Here is a 21,808-nt window from a genome sequence, read left to right as displayed (position 1 = left end):
CAACAAGATAACAAAAGGCCTCGTGGCGCAACTGAATAGCGCATCTGATTACGGCTCAGAAGGTTACAGGTTTGAATCCTGTCGAGGTCACAAGACCGACATTTGAAGATTTCATTCTTTGATGTCGGTTTTTTTTATTCCTAATCCGTTGTTATAGTGGTGTATATACTGAGCAACGATATTCATTTTAGGTGTTTGAAAACTTTTTCCGTCAAATTCTACTTTTTGGGGAAATATCAAACACACTATAGTTCCCATTGTAAATTCTGATTATTAAAGATCAATAATTCAAAAGATAAAAACGAAGTCAAAAAAGATTATGATATTGACTTTACTAATAAGCCGGCAGCCTATTTATCAAAGCAACAAACGATTTTTAATTACTTAACGGAATATTAAAGCAATATTTGCAGATCATATGTTTGAATATTTTATTATAAAAAATAGATTGTCCAAAAGAACAATCTATTCAATATATAGCATTACTGTGTTTGTAGATCAGGTTGCAACTAATTAAAAAAAGCATTTACAAGCTTTATGAAAGAATCCTAATTTCTACAATCCAGTGACACTGAATAATAACTTTAGCCCAGACTATTGTATAGGTAAATGAGTATCCTCCGATGGCCGTAACTAGAGTATTATGTAACTTAGAAACACTACCAAATTAAATGGATTGCCAGCGTTTAAAGAAACCATTCCGGTTACAATAGCTGAATATTGTAATTTCACATGTACAGGAAGTATTTATTTCCACTTATGCATGTACTATGCAGTTTAAAAACAAAACAACAATAGGTAATTTTTTTTCATTCTAGTGTTTTATCTGTAATGTAAATGATATGAAATTAAAATCAATAATATTTATTAGGCTTTATATTTCGTATTTTTTTATTTTTTTACTAAAACTAATTTACTCTTTCTAATGATAAACGTACTACTCTGAAAGAAACAGGAGTACCAGAAGCAGTATAAGTAAATCCTCTCATTTGAATCTGATCCCCAGGTACTAAATCTACTATTACACTCCAGGTATTGGAAACGGTTTCATTTGCATAATTTGTTCCTGCCCCTCCAGGTACTGCGGTCGTGGAACGATTGCCTATCTGAACGCCGTTCTTAGTTGGAAAAGCCATGAAAGAATAAGTGGTGGGAACATTCCCATTTATTAACAGCCCTGCAGTATATGAGATTATATATGTTCCCCCTTGATTAGCAGGAACAGTAAGTGTGGTATTATTTGTTCTCCATGATGAAAGATTACCACTTCCCTGACTTATATCAAAGGTAGTAATAACATTGTCAACAGTCCATGGAACACTATTACCATATACTAATGCACTATATCCTAGTAGTGTACCACCAGAAGCCGGGGTAACAAGGGATTTCCATATAGTGCCATCAAAAAAGTAATATCCTACAGCTGTTACATTGATTGTTTTCGCCGAAGGTGAATTTGTTGCTGCTGTAACATAAACAATAGAACCTGTTTGATTAGTTGAATAAACGTTATCTTTTGCTTTTAACTGATCTCCCGTTAATCTGGGAGGTATAAAACCATCTGTTACGGTTGGACTTGCGGCTTGTCCTTCCACATCTAATGTAGCTTTAGGTATTGGAGTATTAATACCTACTTGAGATTTGTAAAATCCAAGAATCAGGATTGTACAGAATAAGAATAAATTTTTCATGTGTTTAAATAAATTTTACGTGTTTTATCGATGCATAGGCATTATGAAATAACCTCTAAAGAAATTTTTGGCGGTAATATGAAAGTTAAGAACACTATTTTTATCTATATTGAATCCCGTGTTATATAATGGTTCCGTTTACCAGTAAGATTTGACCAAAATAAAAAGCAGAAATCAAAGCAGTTTACCAATAATTGTATTTTTTTATTGTGTATTTTTTATTATCCAGCTTTTACACTTTATTAATATTTTTTTTAAAAATTGCCCATATAGCGCAACGTAAGATTAGAAAGCGTACCATTGGGGGTGATTGTAGCAGCATCTGTAAAAGTAGGGTCTTTATAATATCTGTTTATAGAAAATCGGATCCTATCATTTACATTTAAGGTCACAAACCCAGAAATAGCTGTGTTGCTGTCAAGAATATTTTGACCGCTAGGAAACCCATATGCAGTACGCAGATTAGGTACAGGTTCTACACCATTGACCAAAATGATTCCTTCATAAGCATCTCTGGCTGGATTATTACCATTTGTGACATTGTGAAGAGAAATTACGCCCTGAACATGATAAGTACCTGCTTTTTGCACAACCAGTTCTCCAGCTGTATTGACTGAAAAGTTACCAGTATCATTAGCAATAAGTGTAGTACTATCAAAACCAAGAGTTCTTAAGTTGGTTGAAACAGAAGTTAAAGGACCTTCATCAAATACATTTTTACAACTTACATAAGTAATGGTTTTGTCCTTGGTCATTTTATTCATAGAAAAAAAGGGAATCCATGTATTACTTGTATTGTTCCACCAATAGAACCCTCTTTCAATAGCCACAGTGAGAGGATCTTCGAAGTCAAGGAAAACCAATAATCCATGCTGCTTGGCACTTGTTACATTCAGTGATGTTACCCTTGGTATAATTACTCCTTCGTTACTCTGCGGATTATCTTTATCAATTGTTTTAACTTCTAAAGTGGTTTTAGGAGCATTGGTATTGATCCCAACCTGGGAGCTTAGAAAGCTAAAACAAAAAAAGTTAGCAAGTATAAGTAAAGTTGATATATTTTTCATAATTATTAATCCAGATAAGATAAGGTTAGTGTATAAACAGACTCTGGCCCAACTTCCGTAGTACATGAATTGATTCTCCGTGTCTGTACCGATATTCTCTGCCCTTTAGTTAATGTTATAATATTCGAAATCGTATGATTGGTACTTCTTTTAGCATTATCTGCCGCCGGTAAAGGTGATTTGGCTATAAGTACAGGAGTAGCCGCATTGTCTATAAAGATTCCAACTTCTGTTACCGTTGCCCCGGTATCACCTGTATTTTTGTATACACCACCGGTAAAAAACACTGAATAATTTCCAGTTCTCCCTACAACTACATCACCATTCTGTAATGTGTAATTTGCATCCGGAGCTTTCAAACCTGTAAAGGGGGTTTTAAACCAAACATTAGTATTTGTGTTACTATTGGAAATTACAGGAAATCCATTTCCTGAAGCAATAGTTTTAAATAGATTCTTTCCTAAAATCTTAGTCTGGAATATATACTGCCATAATTTTTTGGAATCATCCCAGAAATAGTATCCCTCAAAACCTGCCGTACTAGCGTTATCAAAAAAAACGAGCATTCCATTCTGACTCTGAGCAGGATCCACAGACGAAAAGCGACTTACAGTTGGGAATAACATACCTGCAGAATTTTCCGGAGTACCTGCATTTTTTGCCTGTATATCCAGTATGGCCTGCGGAGCACTTGTGTTTACACCTACCGCATTCTGAGCAAACAAAAGTCCGAAAGGAAACATTAAGAAAAATATAGTTATTTTTTTCATAGCATTAAAGATTAATCATTCAGGTATGTCATTGTAATACAGTTTGTTCCATAACCTACATATGATGTACTTCCCGTCTCAGTAGTTTTTTGTACTGTAACTATTATAACATCATTCTGAACCAGATTTAAAATTCCGCTAAGAGCCACGCTGGTTGCTGTTGTACCTTCATTAGTTACGGAGTTAGAAGTTGTCAAAACTGTTACTCCATTCTTTTTTACCCGATAAGTATAAATTGCTCTATTCTCATTGACTGTACCAATCGTTTTTTTTAATGCTGAATTAAAACTGACCAGATAGGTACCGCTTTTTCCTACAGTAATCTGATTAGCCGAAACAGAGAAGCCTGTACTATCATATGCTTTTAATGTACTGAATAATACATTATTCTCTGTATTTCCGGAAGCAGAATAACCAACACCGGTTACTGCATAAATACTATCATCATACAGGCGGTTATAGTTGCTAAGAAAGGAAACCCAGCTTATACCATCCCAATAATAAAAACCATCCGGAAGCGTCGCATGCTGAAATAAGAAAACGGTATGCCCCTTCGACTGAGCAATAGGAAATGATTTTACTCTGGGAATCAAGATCCCATCCATCCCCGTAGGAGCCGAAATACTTGTCGGCTCCATATGAAGGCTTGCAATGGGAGAAGTTGTTCTAATCCCCACTTGAGCTAGGTGGAACATTGGAACTAATATAGCTCCATACATAATAAATTTTTTTTGCATGTGTATGTTTTTAGAATTGTGTTTTACCTTTAATTATACCCTACTAAGAAGGATATAATTATAATTTTTCATCTTAAGCTGTATTCGTAACCGTACAAATAATTACAGTGTTACTTAATGCAAATCACATGAAATTACTTTATATATGCAAAAAAAGCCAGGTACCAACGAAGTACTTAACATTACAAAACACTGATAATCAAACACAAAACCTTTTATTCTAATTTTCCCGAACCATAGAGTTGAATCATCCCCATCAGGAACTTTAATCCTCTTTCTTAAATTATTTTTTTGTTCCTGATGATCTGTATTGCTCTAAATATATGCTTGCTATATATTTCGTTGTAAGGCTTGAAAAATATATGCACAGAAGATAAGTTAAGAAACTTTAAGATTGGCATGTAGTTCCAGGGTCTTTTTCCGAAAGTCAGGGAACTGTTCCTAACAAAGCACCCAAAATTCTGGACTGTTATTCTTTGCAAGTTGAATATCTGGTTCCAACTCGTGCCAATAGACAGCTTAATAGTACTACTTCAAGACAATATTCATTACGATACAATATAAAGTCGCTGATATAATCTTTATATATTGTATCTCTATACTTTTATCTTGCTGTAATCATAAGTTTTACTAAGACCAGAATATCCGTTATTTTTCATTTGCGCTTTTTTATATGAAAGAATCTAAAGCTCCAAGTTTTAAAGGGACGAAGCAAAACAATTCATCGATTAAATCAAAAGAAATAAGGCACCCACAAAGTACCTTAATAAAATTAGCGTAGAAAATATATTATCAGAAAACACTATTTAACCCAAGAGTCATATTCTCTTTTCAGAAGTATTTGAAATCCTTTCTAAATATTAATTTCTTTATCCGTCTTATTTCTTATCCAAACTACTATATCTTCCTGTGCAGGGATATTTAATCTTTTTCTTAGATTATATTTATTATTTTTTATCGTCTGGACAGCCTTAAAGGTATAATTAGCAATATCTTTTGTATTAAACCCTAAATAAATATAAGCCGATAAGACGAGTTCGGAAACTTTTAAAGTAGGATTAATACTGAGAATTTTACTACGAAAATCAGGATATACTTCTTGAAAACGTCCCCAGAATTCGGGATGGTTTTCTTTTGCCAATTGTATTATTTCATCAAAAGTTTCATTTACTTTTTGCTCTAATACTTTCACCTGTAAATCTTTTTGCCAAATAGTTGTTGTACTCTCTTTCAACAACAGATCCTTTTTCTGTATTTTGTTGTAATATCCAAAGCATCGTAAAACTATTAGAATAGTTATCCCTGAAAATAATCCTGTAATTATGTAATACCATTTCTTATTCGAATCTTGGATCTGTTTCTTTTCATCATCTATGATTTTTTTTCCAGAGGTCTGTAAAGCAATCAAATTACCTTTCTCAAAGCTATCCCTAATTTTTGTATATTTTTTCAGATATTCATTGGCTTTATAAAGATTATTCTGAAGATTATATATTTCAGCTATTTCTTTGTAATTCTTCATCATGTTTTTGGGTCTGTTCATCTTAATTGATAAAGCGAGAGATTTTTCGTAGAACTCCAAAGCCTTATTGTAGTTTTTTATACTTTCATAATACTGTCCGGACATATAATTAAATACCAAAAAGTCAAATGTCTCCGTAGAGTTTTTAAGTAAACCTTCAGCCTCGTCAAGATAAAATTTTGCAGAATCAGGATTTTTCTTATTTTCGAGAAAATAGCTTGTAAGATTAGTTGCTTCCACTACTCTTGGTAAAATTTTATAAGCTTTGTGTATATAATAGTACATGGAATCATTATATTCAATCAGTCCGAAGTTTATAGCTTTACACCCATAAATATAATGAAGACGTTTTCTCTTTCGCTGTTTATCTTTTATTTTCACAGCTTCTTGAAGTGCTTTATCAAAGCTTTCGTTGGATTTTGCTATTAATCCTAATTCCTGGTAGTTTTTTCCGTAAGCAGCAAAAAATGCTGAGAGTAATGCAGGATCGTCTTCAAATGTATTATACAAAGCTTCCGCCTTTTGCAGGTATAGCTGTTCTTCATTGTACTTTCCCAAGGAATGAAGAAAATTTACCATATGAATATATCCTCTTGCCTTGCCTTTTGTATAATTTATTTCCTCTGATAATTCTATTGACTTTTTAGTTTGTTCAATCCCATCATGAATTCTGCCTTTCTGAATGTATTGGCTTCCTATTTTGTTTTGTAAACGGTCTATTTGTTCAGGAGACCATTTCTGAGTATAGAATATACCGGACAAAAACAAAAAAAAGATTAATAATATCCTCTTCACTGCCAGGAATAATATACCCTTCTTATTTTCCTGAAAAGAAATACTTTTTGCCCCTACATCCATTGAAACATATAAATTATTATTAATTACACCTATCCCTTCCTGTGCGAAAATAATTTTGATAAGGGATAAAAAAAATAAAGTTATCTTTTGCATAGACATAATTATAATTTACTACAGTTGGTCAGCTTCTGATTTGTATAAAGTCCTTACTGCTATAGTTCCTTTTATAGTAGCTTAGGAAGTATCATTACATTTAACTGGGCAATTAGAAGAGTTTCAATCCAAATTCATTGAAGATAAAACACTTGTTTTCTAAAATAACCTTTACAAAACCACAAAAGGTTTCATTTTAAAACACTTGAGTTCACTTAAGTAAGCTTAAAATAAAAATGCATAAAAGTGCACATAAAATGAAAACCAAAGATTTTCACAAAATTTAAGTGTACTTATTATACATAAAATCTGACTCTTAAAACGTAAGTATTTAAAACCTTTGTGTCTTTTGTAATTAAAAATAATGAATATAAAACTTTAACCAACTTCATCATTAACAGAATCTAACAACCCTGCTACATATATTAGAAAATAATCAAAATTTTAAAAAAGTCAACAAAAAACTCACACATTCAAAAATAATAAAATAATCCAAAAATACAATTAAATAAATGTTAAATGATAAAAAAATAATAAATAATATTTAAAAAAAACAACAACATAATAGATAATTACACAAAACAAAGCAAGCGCAAAAATTAACACAATCATCAAATTATCAGCTCTTTATTATAAAAAAAACAACTAAATACATCTAAAATTGAGACAATTTATTTGAAATAACTAATGCAATTGTACTAAAGCAATGGACTGATAATTAAATAATCCGACTCTTATCTGTTCAATACATACCTTGAATTCGTTAAATAATACTCTTTGGATATTTATTCAAGTTCTATATAAGATTTACAAAAACCACCTGAAGACTAGCCGTACTTAGTTTGCCAGTTTTAGGTTCTTATAATTAAATTGCAGAAGTTTTATTTTAAGGAAAACGACGTTATAAAAATGAACTTTTCAGTTCTTACTTAATTTGGTTTAAACGAACTCAATCACCTTATAAGTGTTCAAAGATAATCCTGTTGGGGTCATAAAGATTAAAACAGCTTCAACTTAATCCAAATTGAGCCATTTTTATTTCAGACTATTCGTTTAAAATTTTTAGTATATTTAATCATGATTGTATAAATATTTTGAAGGGGCTAAATAATAATTGATGAAATTAATTCGTGTAATTAAAAGAACAATTAACCGCATTTTATTTATAAATTGATAGAAGTAGTAACAAAAATTTTTAAATCTTCATTTCAACCCTTCTCACCCATCCTGTTCAAAATCACTCTTCTCAGCCTCTCTTCATTTTCATCACCCCAATATCCCAGTGCAGAAATTATCGGAATCAATGTCTTTCCAAAATCTGTGAGAGAATATTCAACTTTTGGTGGAACCTGAGCATAAATTTTCTTTGTAACAAGTTCGTGCTCTTCAAGTTCTTTTAACTGGATATTTAAAACGCGTCTCGAAGCATCCGGAATTTTACGCTGTAATTCACTTGGGCGCAGATGACCCTCATTGATAAACCACAGCAGACGGATTTTCCATTTACCGTAAAGGACTTCACCGATAAGGTCAAGACCGCAGTTTAAATTCAAGGGTATTTTTCTTTCATGCATACACAAATTTAATCCAATGTGCCAAATTGCACAATAGGGGAAAAAATTATCCCTATGCAATTCAATTTTCCGTTATTGCCTGAAAAAGTGATACTTCTGAAATTTGTATCAAAGAATTTAACAATGGAAAATCTATTTAATTACAACAACGAACTTCAAGGTAAAATTGCCCTAGTAACAGGCGGAACAAAAGGAACCGGTAAAGCAATAGCAGAAAGACTGCTGCAAGCTGGTGCAATGGTTATAATAACTGCGAGAAACGCGCCTGAAAAAGAAAACAGCAACCTGCATTTCATTCCTGCCGATTTGAGTAAAGCAGAAGGAACACAAAAAGTCATCAGCGAAGTGCTGTCGGCTTATGGGAGACTGGACATTCTTGTGAACAACTTGGGTTCTTCATCAACACCCGCTGGTGGATTTGCAGCATTAACCGATGAAGATTGGGAATCAACCTTACAAGCTAATTTGCTTGCTCCGGTTCGACTGGACAGAGGGTTTTTACCACAAATGATAGAGCGAAAAAATGGTGTAATTATTCACATCGCTTCCATCCAGGGTAAATTACCCCTTTATGATTCAACCTTACCTTATGCAGCTTCAAAAGCAGGACTGAGAAACTATAGTAAAAGTTTATCGAACGAAGTTACCCCAAAAGGTGTTCGGGTACTGGCTGTTTCACCAGGGTGGATCAATACAACAGCTTCGGAAGCCTGGCTGGGTGAAATTGCGAGAAACGCAAACAGTACTATAGAAGAAGCGCAAAACAGCGTTATGGATGCATTGGGCGGAATACCTTTCGGAAGACCTGCCGAACCGAAAGAAGTAGCTGAATTAGTTGGTTTTCTTGTTTCACCAAGAGCCAGTTATTTAACCGGAACTGAATTTATAATCGATGGCGGTACAGTGCCAACCATTTAATCATCTTAAAATACCATACAATGAATTTACCAAACATTATTTCAGAATTGGTGAAAGCCCAAAACGAATTTAACAGTGCAGCCTATGCAAATTGTTTTGCTGAAAATGCGGAGGTATTTGATGAAGGCAAAACCCATAACGGAAAAGCAGAAATTGAAAGCTGGATTGACAAAGCCAACAAAGATTACAAAGCCAGTATGAAACCATTAGATTATAACGAAAGTGAAAACATCTTATCGGCGGAAGCTTCGGGAACATTTCCGGGCAGCCCAATTGTTTTAAAATATCATTTTCAATTGTCTCACGGACTCATTCAATCTCTGAAAATAACGGGTTAATATTTCAATAAGCCTAAATGTACTGGATTATGCTATAAAGTTCTATATTTCAATGATTTACAGATGATTACTAGAGTCCCTTTGAAACGTAAGCACAGCTTTCATTAAAATCTACTTTTGACCGTTTCGTTTACAGTTGATATACTCTAATTTCGATGTAGGTAACTCAATTATTATTTTCTTCCCTATATTTATTGTTTATTCAATCAAAATCAAATGAATTTAGACTTTGAAACATTTAAAAAAGACATCAATTGGTTTATCAGGCCAAATGATCTTGTTACATTGTATGATACAGAATCAGTTCTGAATCTTTCCGATAATTTTACATCAACATTCCCTAAATTATCTCAACTTATTCAAAGGGCCAGAAAGCTGGAATTTAGTGTAAACAATAATCCCTACCGATTGTTCTCATGGACCAATAAGTACAATAAAAGCTGTGGCTGGTTAACCAAAATTGAGTTAGAAGATACGGATAACATTGTGTTAACAAAAGAACATGAATTATTACTTAAAGAGATAGGCGGGATTTCAGAATCTTATCATCAGCCCGAACCGGCCCTGACTAATAATCAGGACTATTTATTCTTAAAATCTGCCTGCATAACGGGAATCGGCGAATGGGAAGAATATTATGAAAATCTTTGTGAAGAAGAACACAAACAACCGATACAATATAATGACTTCATTTGCTTTGCCCTGGAAGCTAATGGCAATATGACAATGTATGAAAAGAATTCAGGGAAGGTACTTTTATTTGCACATGATCATTGGTTTGAGAATGTTGATCCTCTTGAAGATCAGCCTGAATACACTTTTTACACGATACAAGATGTTGACAACTTTGTAGATTATGTTGAAAAGATGGCTGAGGAATGGTCAGAGGCTGTATTATAATGTAATTGAGACTGTTCTGCATTTTAAAACTTAAACAGGAAATGATTAGAACTGCAACAGCAGCCTTATACAATATCAAAATTGTAAACAAAAAATCCCGGATAAACCGGGATTTTAATTTGTAATTCAAATTATTTTATCTCTACAGGAACTGAGATTTTGTCCCAATCCATTGTAAATCCATTACTGTTTATTTTATAAACTAAAGTTTCCTGTGTTGCTGGCAAAGCCTTTGTTTTTACATCAACACGTAAAGCATCTTTAGATTGTTCGTATTTATAAGCACCCCATTGTTTTGGCTCCTTGTTAAAAATCGCAGTCCAGGTTCCGCTTTGTTTAGGGATTAAGAAAAAGCTGTATTTACCTGCAGGCAGTTTTTTACCCTGAACGGTAATATCTTTATCCGTTTCAAAAGTAGTGGCTTCATTGGCTCCCGCCCGCCAAACTTTATCATAAGCTTCCAGACCGCCCCAAATTGTACGTCCTTTCACAGAAGGGCTGCTATAGTTTATTGTAATGTTGGCATCTTTAATTTTTCCTGTAGCCGTAGCAGGAGGGCTGGCAGGTTTTTTAGCCTCCTGTGCAAAGGCATTCATTGAGATCGTCATCGTAGCAACAAGTACAGTTGCAGATTTAAGAATCGTTTTCATAATATTTTTATTTGTTTGTTTTTAATATTGTTCGTTTACGAATTTACTGTTTTCTGCTTATAAAACAGCAAACCGATTGCAGAAAATATAATGACTGCTGCTGCCCCGATTACATTAAGCCAGAGGAAAGAAACGATATCGAACTGATACACGGCAATAACCGTAATTTCCGATAAAATGGCAGCAATAAATACATTCGGACCGTTGATCTTTTTATAGTAAAATGCAACAAGGAAAATCCCCAATATAGGTCCGTAGAAAAGAGAGCCTAATACGTTAACCGCTTCAATAAGTGAACCCATCTGAGTGGCAAACATAGCTACACCGATTGAAAAAATACCCCAGGCTAAAGTATGCAGGCGGCTGTATTTCAATTCGGTTTTATCATCAGGAATTTCTTTGCTGTATAGTAAATGAACATCTTTTAATGAGCAGGCGGCAAGGGAATTCAGTGCTGCCGAAATGGAACCCCAGCTGGCCAGAAAAATGACGGCAAAAAGCAGCCCGATCATTCCTGCAGGCAGTGTATTTTTCACGAAATACAGGAAAATATAATTCGTGTCCGTTTTCTCCGCATTATAATTTGAATTATTAATAGCTTCCTCTACCCTTCCATGCAATGCTTTTACTTGCGATTGCGTATCTTTAAAATCCTGAATCGTTTTGGCAAGCTGAGGAGAATTTTGTTCTTTAAGCTTTAAAATTTCTTTCGATTCTGCATTAAATTTTATTTGTAAATCCTGATGCTCTTTTTCAAAAACTGCAGCCTGCTCAGGTTGTTTTTCCTTTAAATACTCATAGGAGCGTTCGTTAAAATAAATCGGAGCCGGTTTCAGAGAAAAGAATGCGAAAAGCAAAGCACCAATCAGGAGAATAGCAAACTGCATCGGAATTTTAACCAACCCGTTCAACAGCAAACCCATTTTTGCATTGGTATTATCTTTCGCAGTGATATATCTACCGACCTGGCTCTGGTCCGTACCAAAGTAAGAAAGCGCCAGAAAAAAACCGCCAATCAAGCCGCTCCAGATATTGTATTTATCTTTCCAGTCGAATTCCGTGGTGATGACATTAAGCTTCCCGGATTTCCCCGCCAGATACAGCGCATCATTAAAACCGATTCCATCCGGCATATTCTGAATAAGGAGATACCCTGCAAAAGCCATAGTTCCGAGAATAATAAGAAACTGTAATTTCTGGGTGTGAGCGATCGCTTTTGCACCTCCAATATAAGTGTAGATCAACAGAATGCCACCTGTTAAAACATTGGTTACATAAATATTCCAGTTTAAAACGCTTGATAAGATAATACTCGGAGCGTAAATACTGATTCCGGTTGATAACCCTCTGGAAAAAAGAAAAAGCAGTGAAGTGAGCACCCTTGTTTTTTTATCAAAACGGTTTTCTAAATATTCATAGGCAGTATAAACATTTAAGCGTTGAAAAATCGGAATGAAAGTAATACAGATCACAATCATCGCCAAAGGCAAACCGAAATAATACTGCACAAAGCGCATTCCGTCTGTATAAGCCTGGCCCGGTGCTGAAAGAAATGTAATGGCACTTGCCTGGGTGGCCATAATACCGATGAGCACAATATACCAGGGCATTTTATTATCTGCTTTCAGGTAGGATTCGTTGCTTTTTTGGCCACGACCGATGAATACGCCGTAAACCACCACTGCAACAAGTGTAACAATAAGAACCGTCCAATCTATATTACTCATGCCCAGAATTTAGTAAACCCATAATAAAATACGATCTGTACTACTAATGCAACGGCTAATAGTATGTACCAGATATTCCAGTTTTTAAGTTGTTTGTTCATCAGTTTTTCTGTGCAGATAAAAAGTTTAAAAATAAACGTGCAGCTCCTACATTTCCCGCAGGCAACTGTCTGAAAAATGCTAACGGTGTATAAATAAAATTACCCTTTCCGTATCTGGCATATAAAGTTGATCCCTGAAGAGGCTCTTCATCCGTATCATGCATTTCAAAAAGCGGTTCATATGCGGCATCCCATTGAGCAGGGAAATAGGCACCACGTTCCTGTACCCAGCCTTTAAAATCATCCGCAGTTATTTTATTCGGAAAGTTCAGTAATTTATGATTGGGATTTAAAAACCTAACTGCAGCATTTTCTTCAGTAACACGCTTATTGGCAATAGTGAAATTGTACATTCCCAATTGATCAACGGTGGTATCCTGATTGGTATTATACTGCATCACCAGATTACCTCCGGCTTTGGCATAAGACCATAAAAAAGGCATCCAGCGACCCAGCTTTTTCTCCGTGTTGTTGGCACGAACACCAAGCACGATGGCATCATATTGTGATAGTTTGTTCGGACTGCCGTTTTCACCGGATTCATCTATGCTGCCATAAAAATCTCCGTCTTTCAGGATATCTACCTGAACACCTGCAATGCGCAGAAACTCGGGAATGAAATCACCCGCACCTTGTACATACCCTACTTTTTTAACTTTGGCCTGAATATCACCTTTCATCACCGTCACAGTGGCAGGCTCAAAATATTGTAAGGAAGGTAAATGCGGATACTGAATTAACACCTGTTTTTTATGATAAGTGACTCCATCTGCAACATAATTGGCTTCCAGCTGCAAACGGTTTGAGCTTATGGAAGCAAGCTTAGCTTTTGGAATAACATAATCGAAGGTAAAATCTTTCCCTTTTACAGAATTTACTTCAGCACTTCCTAATCTTTCTCCGTTATACATCAGATTCAGAATTCCTTTATTGAACGGTTTGTTGGAATTAACCTTAAAATTTATACTCAATCGTAGATCTTCATTTTCTTTGACCAGATAAAGGGGTTGGATAAATTTCAGCTCCACAGCAGGAACAATGCGCAAGGCTTCCACCACATCACCACGCACCGGATCCAATTTCTTGAAAGATAAAGGAAGTGTAACCTGAAACTTTTCCGAGCCGATTTTTAAACCAACCAAAACATTCAATGGTGATTCTGCCTCAGGCATACCGACTAAAGTTTCATCCGGAACAGCGAAAGTTGCTGCGTTCACAGGTGGTTTTGCCAACCAGTAAGGTTCTGTAACTGCTGCATCCGCAGGAATCTGAATATCATGCTGAATGGTAATTAAGGAATCTTTTGACAATTCCCTGTTGAAACTTTCTGATTGACTTAACCATTTAACATTTTCTAAAATGACAGGATTTACAGTTCTTGAAATCAGATTTAACCTGAAATTATAATGATCTCCGGCAACCGCTTCAGCCTGATTGGTAGCCACCTCGCCCATAAACCCGGCACAGCTTAAAATAATGTTGTCAAGAGATTTAATTTTATCCTTTTTCTGGTCCGAATCCCGCAGCGCCATGACCTTTTTTCTTAATGCAAGCAAAGCAGGCAGGCTCTGATCGGGGTTATTGAAATTGAAAGCGGAAATAATCTGATCTAATAACTGGTCAATATCAGCATTTCCCTGTGAAGTCCAGGTTTTAGTAACTCCGTCAAAAAGAGTTGCTTCTGCAGACTCACCGGCAACGTGGGCAAAATATTCTGTTCTGATCCCGGCTACAGACTGTGTTCCTGCCCCCTGGCTTTTATGCAAACTTCTGCTTAATCCGGCCAATTCTCCGTAACCCATTCCCAGTTGAGCGTCATATTGCCCAACGGTCACTTTCAGTTGGTTTTCAGCAGTGGTATTCACTCCACCAAAGCGGAAAGTATTCCACAATACGCGTTTTGGCTGCCACGCATTGACATATTTCAGTTGATCCGGGAAAGCCGTTTTATCACCTGCCAGCTTAAAGGCTTTTTCCGCTACCACAGCCGAAGCTGCATGTTGTCCGTGCCCTGCCGCAGCAGTAGGAGGAAAACGACAAATGATAATATCCGGACGGAATTTACGGATTACCCAGACTACATCTGCTGTAATACTGTCTGCATTCCATTGTTTAAAAGTGTCGGTCGTATTTTTAGAAAATCCGAAATCAATAGCACGGGTAAAAAACTGTTGGGCACCGTCTAACTTTCTTGCTTCCAAAAGCTCATGCGTTCTGATTAAACCCAATGCAGCACCCTGTTCCGTGCCTAATAAATTCTGACCGCCATCACCTCTGGTTAAAGATAAATACCCCGTTTCTACATTTTGACCATTGATTAACCAGGAAAGCAATCCTGTATTTTCATCATCGGGATGCGCCGCAAGATATAAAACTTTAGGCAGGTTTTTAAGGGTTTTGATTTCGCGGTAAATTTCAGATGATTTTGAAGGCCGGACCTGCTGGGCCGAACAAAAAACAGTATAAAATCCAAGGATAAATACAGTGCTTACTTTTTTGAACATTTGAATTTGCTTTGCAGGCAAATATAAGTAAATCATCCTTCTTTCAACATTAAAAGAATCAGACTGTGAATTTTACAGAAAGGTTTTTCAAAATTAACCACAAAGTCCCAAAAGTTTTTATTGCTTAAACACCTTTGGTATACTTCTATACACAAAGTAGATAGCTTAGCTTAAAAAGCTTTTGTGGCTTTTATTACTCGTAAAAAACAAAAATTAAACGGTTAAAAAAATGAAATTTTTATCTTAAAAAACATATCATAATGAAACTGAATATTACCAATTAGTTAATTTTTATCAATCACAAAGGTTTTTTTTTCATTTTTCACAAAAAAAAGAATTATATTTGGTACACACAAAATAACACCCTCATATGAAAACAAAATTTACACACCTCACTGCTATTCTTATTTCAGGAGTTTCCTTTTCCCAAGTAGGGATTAATACTGCATCACCTAAAACAACATTGGATGTATCTGCTACAAGAGATACTTCGGGGCTGATTACGAATAACTCACAAACATTCGGATTACAGGCCCCAAGACTCACCAGAGCTGAGCTTACAGCCAATACCGCTACCTATGGTATCAATCAGACCGGCGCATTAATTTATATTACGGACGTCACCGGCGGAGATGCCACAGGGCAACGTATCAATGTTACTGCTATGGGCTATTATTATTTTGACGGAACAGTATGGCAAAGACTGACACAGGCAACCAATGCCGTAGCTCCGGCGATTTCTGCATTACAGTGTACCACAGCTTACTTAAGTCCTTCTACTTATACTCCCGGTACTCCTTACACCGGAAACCTGAGAGTTACTTATAGCGGAGGAAACGGCGGAGCATATAATTCAGGAACTCCTTTTACCATCAACGGATTGACTTTCCAGTTAAGACCGGGAACTTTAGAGTTTGGTGATGGCGAGCTGGTATTCTCAGTAAGCGGAACTCCCACCACTGCTAATGACATGACTATTCCGATGACCAACAGTACGGTTTCTTTCCTAACAGCAGCGCAAAACTGTACCGCTACAGTGGGAAATAGCAGCCGTGCAGACATTACTCCTGTTGCTGTGATGGGATATCCCACCCTAACAACCGATTCCAACGGGAAACAAGCCTATACTTTTCCTCTTGCTACCCCGGATGGTAAGTATTCTATCAGAGTAATATTTGACACCACCAGTGGTACAACCGCTGCAGTTCCAAATGTACAGTTATTTAATAATACAGGGGCTACCGTGAATCTATATTGGAATTACAATACCGAATATGGCGGTTATATTGGAGCAGCTCAAACTACCAACAATATTACTTCAGGAGTATGGGGCGGTATGGGAGATGCAACAGCTACCTGGTTTCCTCAAGGCACCGGAGCAGTAGGAAGCGCTTACTGGGGGAACGTAGGGATTATAGATGGTTCCAGTGGCGGACCTGAGCATAGAAGATATACCTGGATAGACAGCAACGCTTCTTCAAAAACTGCTTATACCGCAACCATTATGGCAGGAGCCCCCACCTCAGGGAGTGCCCAACCCAACCTTTCTAAAATTTACATAAAGATAGAGCAAGTAAAAGCTCAATAATATAATGCCCCTGAAAAAGGGGCATTTTTTATTTTTAATGGGTTTCAGCTATCTTCTTTTCTCTTCTTCTCTGAAGAATAAGGTGTGCAGCATCCAGCATTTTCACCGTATGAATATAGGGCATAACGATATTCCTTTCCGGTAGATTTTCATAAACACCCATTGAAAAATAGACGATTCCGGACATAAAATAATCAAATTCTTTGAGGGTGTAGGCTCTGAATGCTTTTTTGAAAACCAGCAGAGGATTCCGGTATTCTTTCTCCGAAAGCAGACCAAGAACCCAAGGGGAAATTTTTTCCGATTGTGTATCGACCGTCCATTTTCTGTCCTTCAGCATCATGAGATAGCCCGCCCGGATCAATGACCGCATCGACTGATGAAACTGGAAGATCACCGCCGGATCTTCATGGATCCAGCTGTTTCTCTTTACTGCATAATTCATAATATTGCTGAGCCTTTCTTTGGAAACATCCAGCTCATTGAACTGAAAGAAAGTTTCTATCAGCTGCAAGCCGGAGTTCTTCTTTTCTGTCCGAAACCGGGAATCTAAGTTTGTTCTGCTTTTTTTCATTGTTTGTGTTTTTTAGTGTTGAAATTTTTCTTAACCATTAAGAGCTTTTAAGGGGTGAAGAATCGTTAAGCTATAGCTGAAGCTATTTTTTAAGCGAACCGTTTTATTCTTCTTCAATTTTCTTAATGGGTTATTTTTTTTATAAATGTAAGAAAAGAAATTCAATTACGGTCGATCGACCGTAATTTTTTATTATTTAATTATTTCATTTGTTCCATGACAGATATAAACGAAAAAATTTGTTTATACATTACAAAGAAATGGTTGATACCTTGGCTTCAGGAAGGCAAGTCACAAAATTCTTTTGCCAAAAATCATGGTGTAGAAGAAAGCACCATTAGAAAAATTAAAAGTGAAGAAACTTACAGAATACCCGTTGAAACACTTTTTAAAATATGTGAAGCAAGAAAAATTAGTTTATCTGATTTCTTTAAACTTATAAATGAATAATCCTGACGAAAGTTAGGATTTTTTTGGCGAAATTTTCAAAATCTTTAAGAAATTCCGTAAAAATACTGATTGAAAATTTTAAGATGGTTTTTATTTTTGGTGTTTACGGAAAGCCGTAAGATATTATAAATTATCATTGATAAATTTGACTTTGTTAATAACAAAACATTAATATTATGGCACTTAAACCAGGACCAAAAAGAAAAGCAAAATCAACTGGCAAACCAGATCAACGCCAACGCGATAATAAGGACACGCCAGGAAATACACCTTCTTTAAAACCACCTAAAAAACCGCAAGGTAAATAACTTTATTTGAATAATTGGTCCTGACGAGAGTCGGGATCTTTATGTCTAAGTAATAAGAAAATTCACAATAGATTATGAAAGTTTTAAAAAAAATAATAGATTATTTGGAAAATAATTATTTCAGAATGATTATTCTCCAAATATGTTTTATTGTTACTTGTTTAATTCTTTTTAGCTATTCTAAGGCTGAAAATTTTAATAAAAAGGAGATTCTTTCTTTATTAATATCTGCAGGTTGCATTATTATAGCAATTATGGTTACTTATCTATTTTCAAAATTGTTTGCCGAAAAAACAATTCGTGTCGAAAGAAAAAAAGAAATTGATGAATATGCTATAAAAATTACTCAGCTAAGGAATATTGCATTCCGTATTTTAGATATGCATGAATTTTGGAAGTTAAGAACTGTAAATATAAAATCTGCTGTTGACTATCACTATCCCAATTTAACTTATGAAGAATATCGTGGTTATGATATACCTGGTATTAGAAAATTCACTTATGATGAGCATACAGAAATGAATGATAAAATTCACGGAGTTAGTGGCCAATCATATTTAGCATTAAAGGGACTAACAAATGGAGAAAATGAATTTTTATTTTATGCAGAAGTAAATCCTCAAAATTACAGCTTGGAAGATATAGAGAGGTATACTGAATATTGTAATTCCTTTTGGTATTTCCTTGATAATTCGGATGACACTATTGTAAATTTTAATAAGGTGCACAAATATTGGTTGGAGCCCATTATTGAATCTGCTTCAAGAATTATGGGAAAAGAAAATTAAAATAGAAAATTTGAAAGAAGAAATAAAAAATCTGATGGTTTTATTTACAACATCAATTTTTGAAAAACATTATTATTTTACAAAACTAAACTCAGATTTCTTTCCAGCAATTTTTAAGCAAAGTCTATCAAATATTCTGATTTTTGTTATTATTGTAATCCTCTCTCTCTTTGTTTTTATAATAGAGTTCTCATCTCATTTTAATCATTTTTTAACCCTAATCATTGTTGCATTATTTGTTACAAACACAATAGACTTGATAGTACTTACTATAAAATCAATTCGACGAGAATTAGAAGTTACCGAAATCTTTAGAATCTAAAAAAAGTATAAAATTGAATGACAGAAAAAATATTCCTAGATCAAATACATAAAAGATTATCTATCATTTCCGTTGGTGCCTCTGCTTTAAGGAACCAAGGTTCTTCTGGAATAATCAAAATAGCAAGAGAATATTTTTATGAAATTAATATTAATGAATTTATAAACTCTCTTGATAATGAAGATGTCTATAATAATTTTTTGGACAAGCATACTACAAATCTGGTGTCAAAATTTCCAGAAAATGGAAAATCTTGGGGAGGAGCAAGAAAAGGAATAAATCTATTTCTAAGAGAAATTGTATACAATAAGTTTTTCTCGGATTATTATCAACTCCCAACTCAATTTAATGAGTTTAATCAAAAAATAAAGTTTTTAGAAGTCCCTTTAGATAAAGATGTTGCCACTGGAATTTATGAAGAAACTGAATTAGTTTTACCAAGATGGACTTCAATAAAAAATTTAACTCCAAATGTAAGCAAGCAATATCAAATTGCAGCACAGAAAATTGCAAAGAAAGAAAACTTTGCAAAAGTAAATTTAGATTTAAAATATTGGAGAAGAGAATAAAAACCCTAGCTCTTCGAAGTCTCCTGACTTTGGAGCTATTTTAGAAGAAATGATCTTATTTTATTAATTCAAAATCGGAAGGCTTTGTGCAACAGAAATATTCTTCCAAGCCAAATTATTTCCTGAATCATTTTATTTATAAATTTGTAATAGTAGCCAACTATCAAATGTTCAGTGTATGGAGCTTTTTAGTATTATAAATTCTCAACAAAATTACGGGAAAATTAAAATTCAAAAGGATATTTTAAAGACAAATCCAAATTGGAAAAAAAATTTCGAAGAAATTGAAACAATAGATTACCAAGATATTAAAGTCAATATTTACTTTCATACATATGTAGATTTTTTGAAAATTTTCAAAAATCTAGAGTTTAATTATTACCTATTAGAAAAAGAAAAAAATCAATTTTTAACAACACAGAAATATATTGAAAAACGTTTTTTCGCCGACATTAAAATTTTAGAGAACATTCTTTTTTCAAAGAATAGTCAAGAAGAGCACAAGAGGCAACCTAGCTCAGATGAAGATATATCTCATTTTCCAAAACATTTTGAAGCTATAACAGATGATTTAATCTATACTTATGATAAAGGGGAAGAAAGAACTATTGATTATGTTTTCATAATAGGTGAAATAGATTTCTATCAGTATGATAAAAAGAATTATTTTAATCGTTTGTATAAATTTTTAAAAGAAGAAATTTATCTATTATTTAATGAATTAGAGAAGAATCATAAGGTAATCGAAAAACAACTATTAACTGAAGACAATCTTTTACTTCATAATAAGTTTTCAGATTTTATAAATGAAGTAGAAGTTTTTAAAGCTAATTCATTGTCACATTTTGAAATTAATATCGCAAAAAATGGAAATCATGATTACAACTATTTTCTTGATTACATAAACTCTGCTGAAAATAAATTTGACAACGATAATTTAATCAAATATATAATAGTCTCTTATTTTACTGAAAAAGAAATCATTGAATATCTTCAATATAGTTTTAAAAACTTTAAAGAAAAATATATTTACGCAACAATACATGACTATTTTGAAAAAAATGATGATCACAAATCTTTAGCTCACCAAATAAAACAAATTGATTACTATATACTTGGAAACAACCCGTATCAAAGGTATTATAGACCTACAGATAATTTTGATGAGTATGGTACATATAAAAATCATTTAGTATACTATTATGGTAAAATTTTGTATTTTTTTGATTTAAAATATTTTGATTCAGATAATATTGATATGCACTTTAAACATATGAGTAAAATATTTGATAGAGACAGGGAAAAACTTTTACGACGCCAAACTACGGGTTACAAAGGAGATGGTTTAGAAAAGAAAATTACTTCAGAAATAGAGTCTCAATTATCAAATTCCTCTGATATTGAAAAAATTTCGGTTCCACAAAAAATAAAAATTAAAGGTAGTCTTCAATCTATTGGTTATCTATTTTCAGAATTAATCGAAAAAGGATTTATTGAAGCTCCAAAAAGAAACGGAAAAGATAACACCAGCGCTATTTCTCGGATGATTTTAGATCATTTTGAATTTATAGATAAGGAAGAGCAACCAAAGCCTGAAGATATACGCAAAACCCTTTTTACAGAAAATAAACTTTCAACAGAAAAACAAAATCAGTTTAAAATTCCTCAGAGTAAAATTATCAATACAGATTAAAACGTAACAATCTAGTTTGTAATCAATTATTATCGTTTCTGGATAAACTGGATAATAATTTGGATA

19 protein-coding genes and 1 tRNA gene are annotated in these 21,808 nt (G+C 34.2%); 10 read left to right on the top strand and 10 right to left on the bottom strand.

Annotated elements, in window-relative coordinates:
* Positions 1-16 precede the first annotated feature (16 nt).
* Positions 17-90: transfer RNA gene (locus ACLI50_RS14360), tRNA-Arg, on the top strand.
* 818 nt (positions 91-908) lie between these two features.
* Here ACLI50_RS14360 and ACLI50_RS14355 read toward each other — a convergent pair.
* The 6 genes from ACLI50_RS14355 to ACLI50_RS14330 form a co-directional block, all read right to left on the bottom strand.
* Positions 909-1,691: a phage tail-like protein gene (locus tag ACLI50_RS14355; RefSeq protein WP_489752991.1), complete on the bottom strand. Its 783-nt coding sequence runs from the start codon at positions 1,689-1,691 to the stop codon at positions 909-911.
* A 254-nt stretch (positions 1,692-1,945) separates the two neighbouring features.
* Complete coding sequence (locus ACLI50_RS14350) at positions 1,946-2,758, bottom strand: phage tail-like protein (protein ID WP_411414081.1); 813 nt, start codon at positions 2,756-2,758, stop codon at positions 1,946-1,948.
* 5 nt (positions 2,759-2,763) lie between these two features.
* Positions 2,764-3,528 (bottom strand): phage tail-like protein, encoded by a 765-nt coding sequence (locus tag ACLI50_RS14345; RefSeq protein WP_309871885.1) that lies wholly within the window; start codon positions 3,526-3,528, stop codon positions 2,764-2,766.
* Positions 3,529-3,539: 11 nt separating this feature from the next.
* Positions 3,540-4,265, bottom strand: a complete 726-nt coding sequence (locus ACLI50_RS14340; RefSeq protein WP_411414080.1) for a phage tail-like protein — start codon at positions 4,263-4,265, stop codon at positions 3,540-3,542.
* Between the two features lie 853 nt (positions 4,266-5,118).
* Complete coding sequence (locus ACLI50_RS14335; RefSeq protein WP_202839358.1) at positions 5,119-6,738, bottom strand: tetratricopeptide repeat protein; 1,620 nt, start codon at positions 6,736-6,738, stop codon at positions 5,119-5,121.
* Between the two features lie 1,208 nt (positions 6,739-7,946).
* Positions 7,947-8,291 carry a winged helix-turn-helix transcriptional regulator gene (locus ACLI50_RS14330; RefSeq protein WP_228406526.1) on the bottom strand — a complete coding sequence of 115 codons (345 nt, stop codon included), beginning with the start codon at positions 8,289-8,291 and terminating at the stop codon, positions 7,947-7,949.
* 75 nt (positions 8,292-8,366) lie between these two features.
* On the opposite strand from ACLI50_RS14330, the gene ACLI50_RS14325 reads away from it, so the two are divergent.
* The 3 genes from ACLI50_RS14325 to ACLI50_RS14315 all read left to right on the top strand — a co-directional run bounded on the left by ACLI50_RS14325 (position 8,367) and on the right by ACLI50_RS14315 (position 10,468).
* The gene (locus tag ACLI50_RS14325; RefSeq protein ID WP_411414079.1) at positions 8,367-9,230 is read left to right on the top strand and encodes an SDR family oxidoreductase; all 864 of its coding nucleotides are present in this window, start codon (positions 8,367-8,369) and stop codon (positions 9,228-9,230) included.
* 20 nt (positions 9,231-9,250) lie between these two features.
* Positions 9,251-9,568: a hypothetical protein gene (locus ACLI50_RS14320; RefSeq protein WP_110010503.1), complete on the top strand. Its 318-nt coding sequence runs from the start codon at positions 9,251-9,253 to the stop codon at positions 9,566-9,568.
* Between the two features lie 216 nt (positions 9,569-9,784).
* Positions 9,785-10,468, top strand: a complete 684-nt coding sequence (locus ACLI50_RS14315) for a hypothetical protein (protein WP_202839356.1) — start codon at positions 9,785-9,787, stop codon at positions 10,466-10,468.
* Positions 10,469-10,599: 131 nt separating this feature from the next.
* Here ACLI50_RS14315 and ACLI50_RS14310 read toward each other — a convergent pair whose 3' ends face one another.
* From ACLI50_RS14310 to ACLI50_RS14300, 3 genes are all read right to left on the bottom strand, one after another.
* The gene (locus ACLI50_RS14310) at positions 10,600-11,118 is read right to left on the bottom strand and encodes a DUF2911 domain-containing protein (protein WP_411414078.1); all 519 of its coding nucleotides are present in this window, start codon (positions 11,116-11,118) and stop codon (positions 10,600-10,602) included.
* A 35-nt stretch (positions 11,119-11,153) separates the two neighbouring features.
* Entirely contained in the window at positions 11,154-12,845 is a 1,692-nt protein-coding gene (locus ACLI50_RS14305; protein WP_411414077.1) for a sodium:solute symporter family protein, read from the bottom strand.
* A 100-nt stretch (positions 12,846-12,945) separates the two neighbouring features.
* Complete coding sequence (locus ACLI50_RS14300; protein ID WP_411414076.1) at positions 12,946-15,450, bottom strand: PIG-L family deacetylase; 2,505 nt, start codon at positions 15,448-15,450, stop codon at positions 12,946-12,948.
* Positions 15,451-15,820: 370 nt separating this feature from the next.
* Between ACLI50_RS14300 and ACLI50_RS14295 the strand changes: the two genes are divergently transcribed.
* Complete coding sequence (locus ACLI50_RS14295; RefSeq protein ID WP_411414075.1) at positions 15,821-17,038, top strand: phage tail-like protein; 1,218 nt, start codon at positions 15,821-15,823, stop codon at positions 17,036-17,038.
* Between the two features lie 34 nt (positions 17,039-17,072).
* Here ACLI50_RS14295 and ACLI50_RS14290 read toward each other — a convergent pair whose 3' ends face one another.
* Entirely contained in the window at positions 17,073-17,612 is a 540-nt protein-coding gene (locus ACLI50_RS14290) for a hypothetical protein (RefSeq protein WP_411414074.1), read from the bottom strand.
* A 216-nt stretch (positions 17,613-17,828) separates the two neighbouring features.
* Between ACLI50_RS14290 and ACLI50_RS14285 the strand changes: the two genes are divergently transcribed.
* The 5 genes from ACLI50_RS14285 (at position 17,829) to ACLI50_RS14265 (ending at position 21,742) form a co-directional block, all read left to right on the top strand.
* On the top strand, positions 17,829-18,062 hold the full coding sequence (locus ACLI50_RS14285; protein WP_047486272.1) for a helix-turn-helix domain-containing protein: 234 nt from the start codon (positions 17,829-17,831) through the stop codon (positions 18,060-18,062).
* A 176-nt stretch (positions 18,063-18,238) separates the two neighbouring features.
* A complete protein-coding gene (locus tag ACLI50_RS14280; protein WP_411414073.1) occupies positions 18,239-18,370 on the top strand; it encodes a hypothetical protein in 132 nt (43 codons plus the stop codon).
* A 74-nt stretch (positions 18,371-18,444) separates the two neighbouring features.
* Complete coding sequence (locus tag ACLI50_RS14275) at positions 18,445-19,158, top strand: hypothetical protein (RefSeq protein ID WP_411414072.1); 714 nt, start codon at positions 18,445-18,447, stop codon at positions 19,156-19,158.
* A gap of 339 nt (positions 19,159-19,497) precedes the next feature.
* The gene (locus ACLI50_RS14270; RefSeq protein ID WP_411414071.1) at positions 19,498-20,049 is read left to right on the top strand and encodes a hypothetical protein; all 552 of its coding nucleotides are present in this window, start codon (positions 19,498-19,500) and stop codon (positions 20,047-20,049) included.
* Between the two features lie 178 nt (positions 20,050-20,227).
* Positions 20,228-21,742 carry a hypothetical protein gene (locus ACLI50_RS14265; protein ID WP_411414070.1) on the top strand — a complete coding sequence of 505 codons (1,515 nt, stop codon included), beginning with the start codon at positions 20,228-20,230 and terminating at the stop codon, positions 21,740-21,742.
* Positions 21,743-21,808: the final 66 nt, after the last annotated feature.

The organism is Chryseobacterium cupriresistens (assembly GCF_046614675.1).
Classification (GTDB): Bacteria; Bacteroidota; Bacteroidia; order Flavobacteriales; family Weeksellaceae; genus Chryseobacterium; species Chryseobacterium cupriresistens.
Note: the sequence above shows the minus strand (reverse complement) of the source record. Positions and strands in the feature narration are given on the sequence as shown.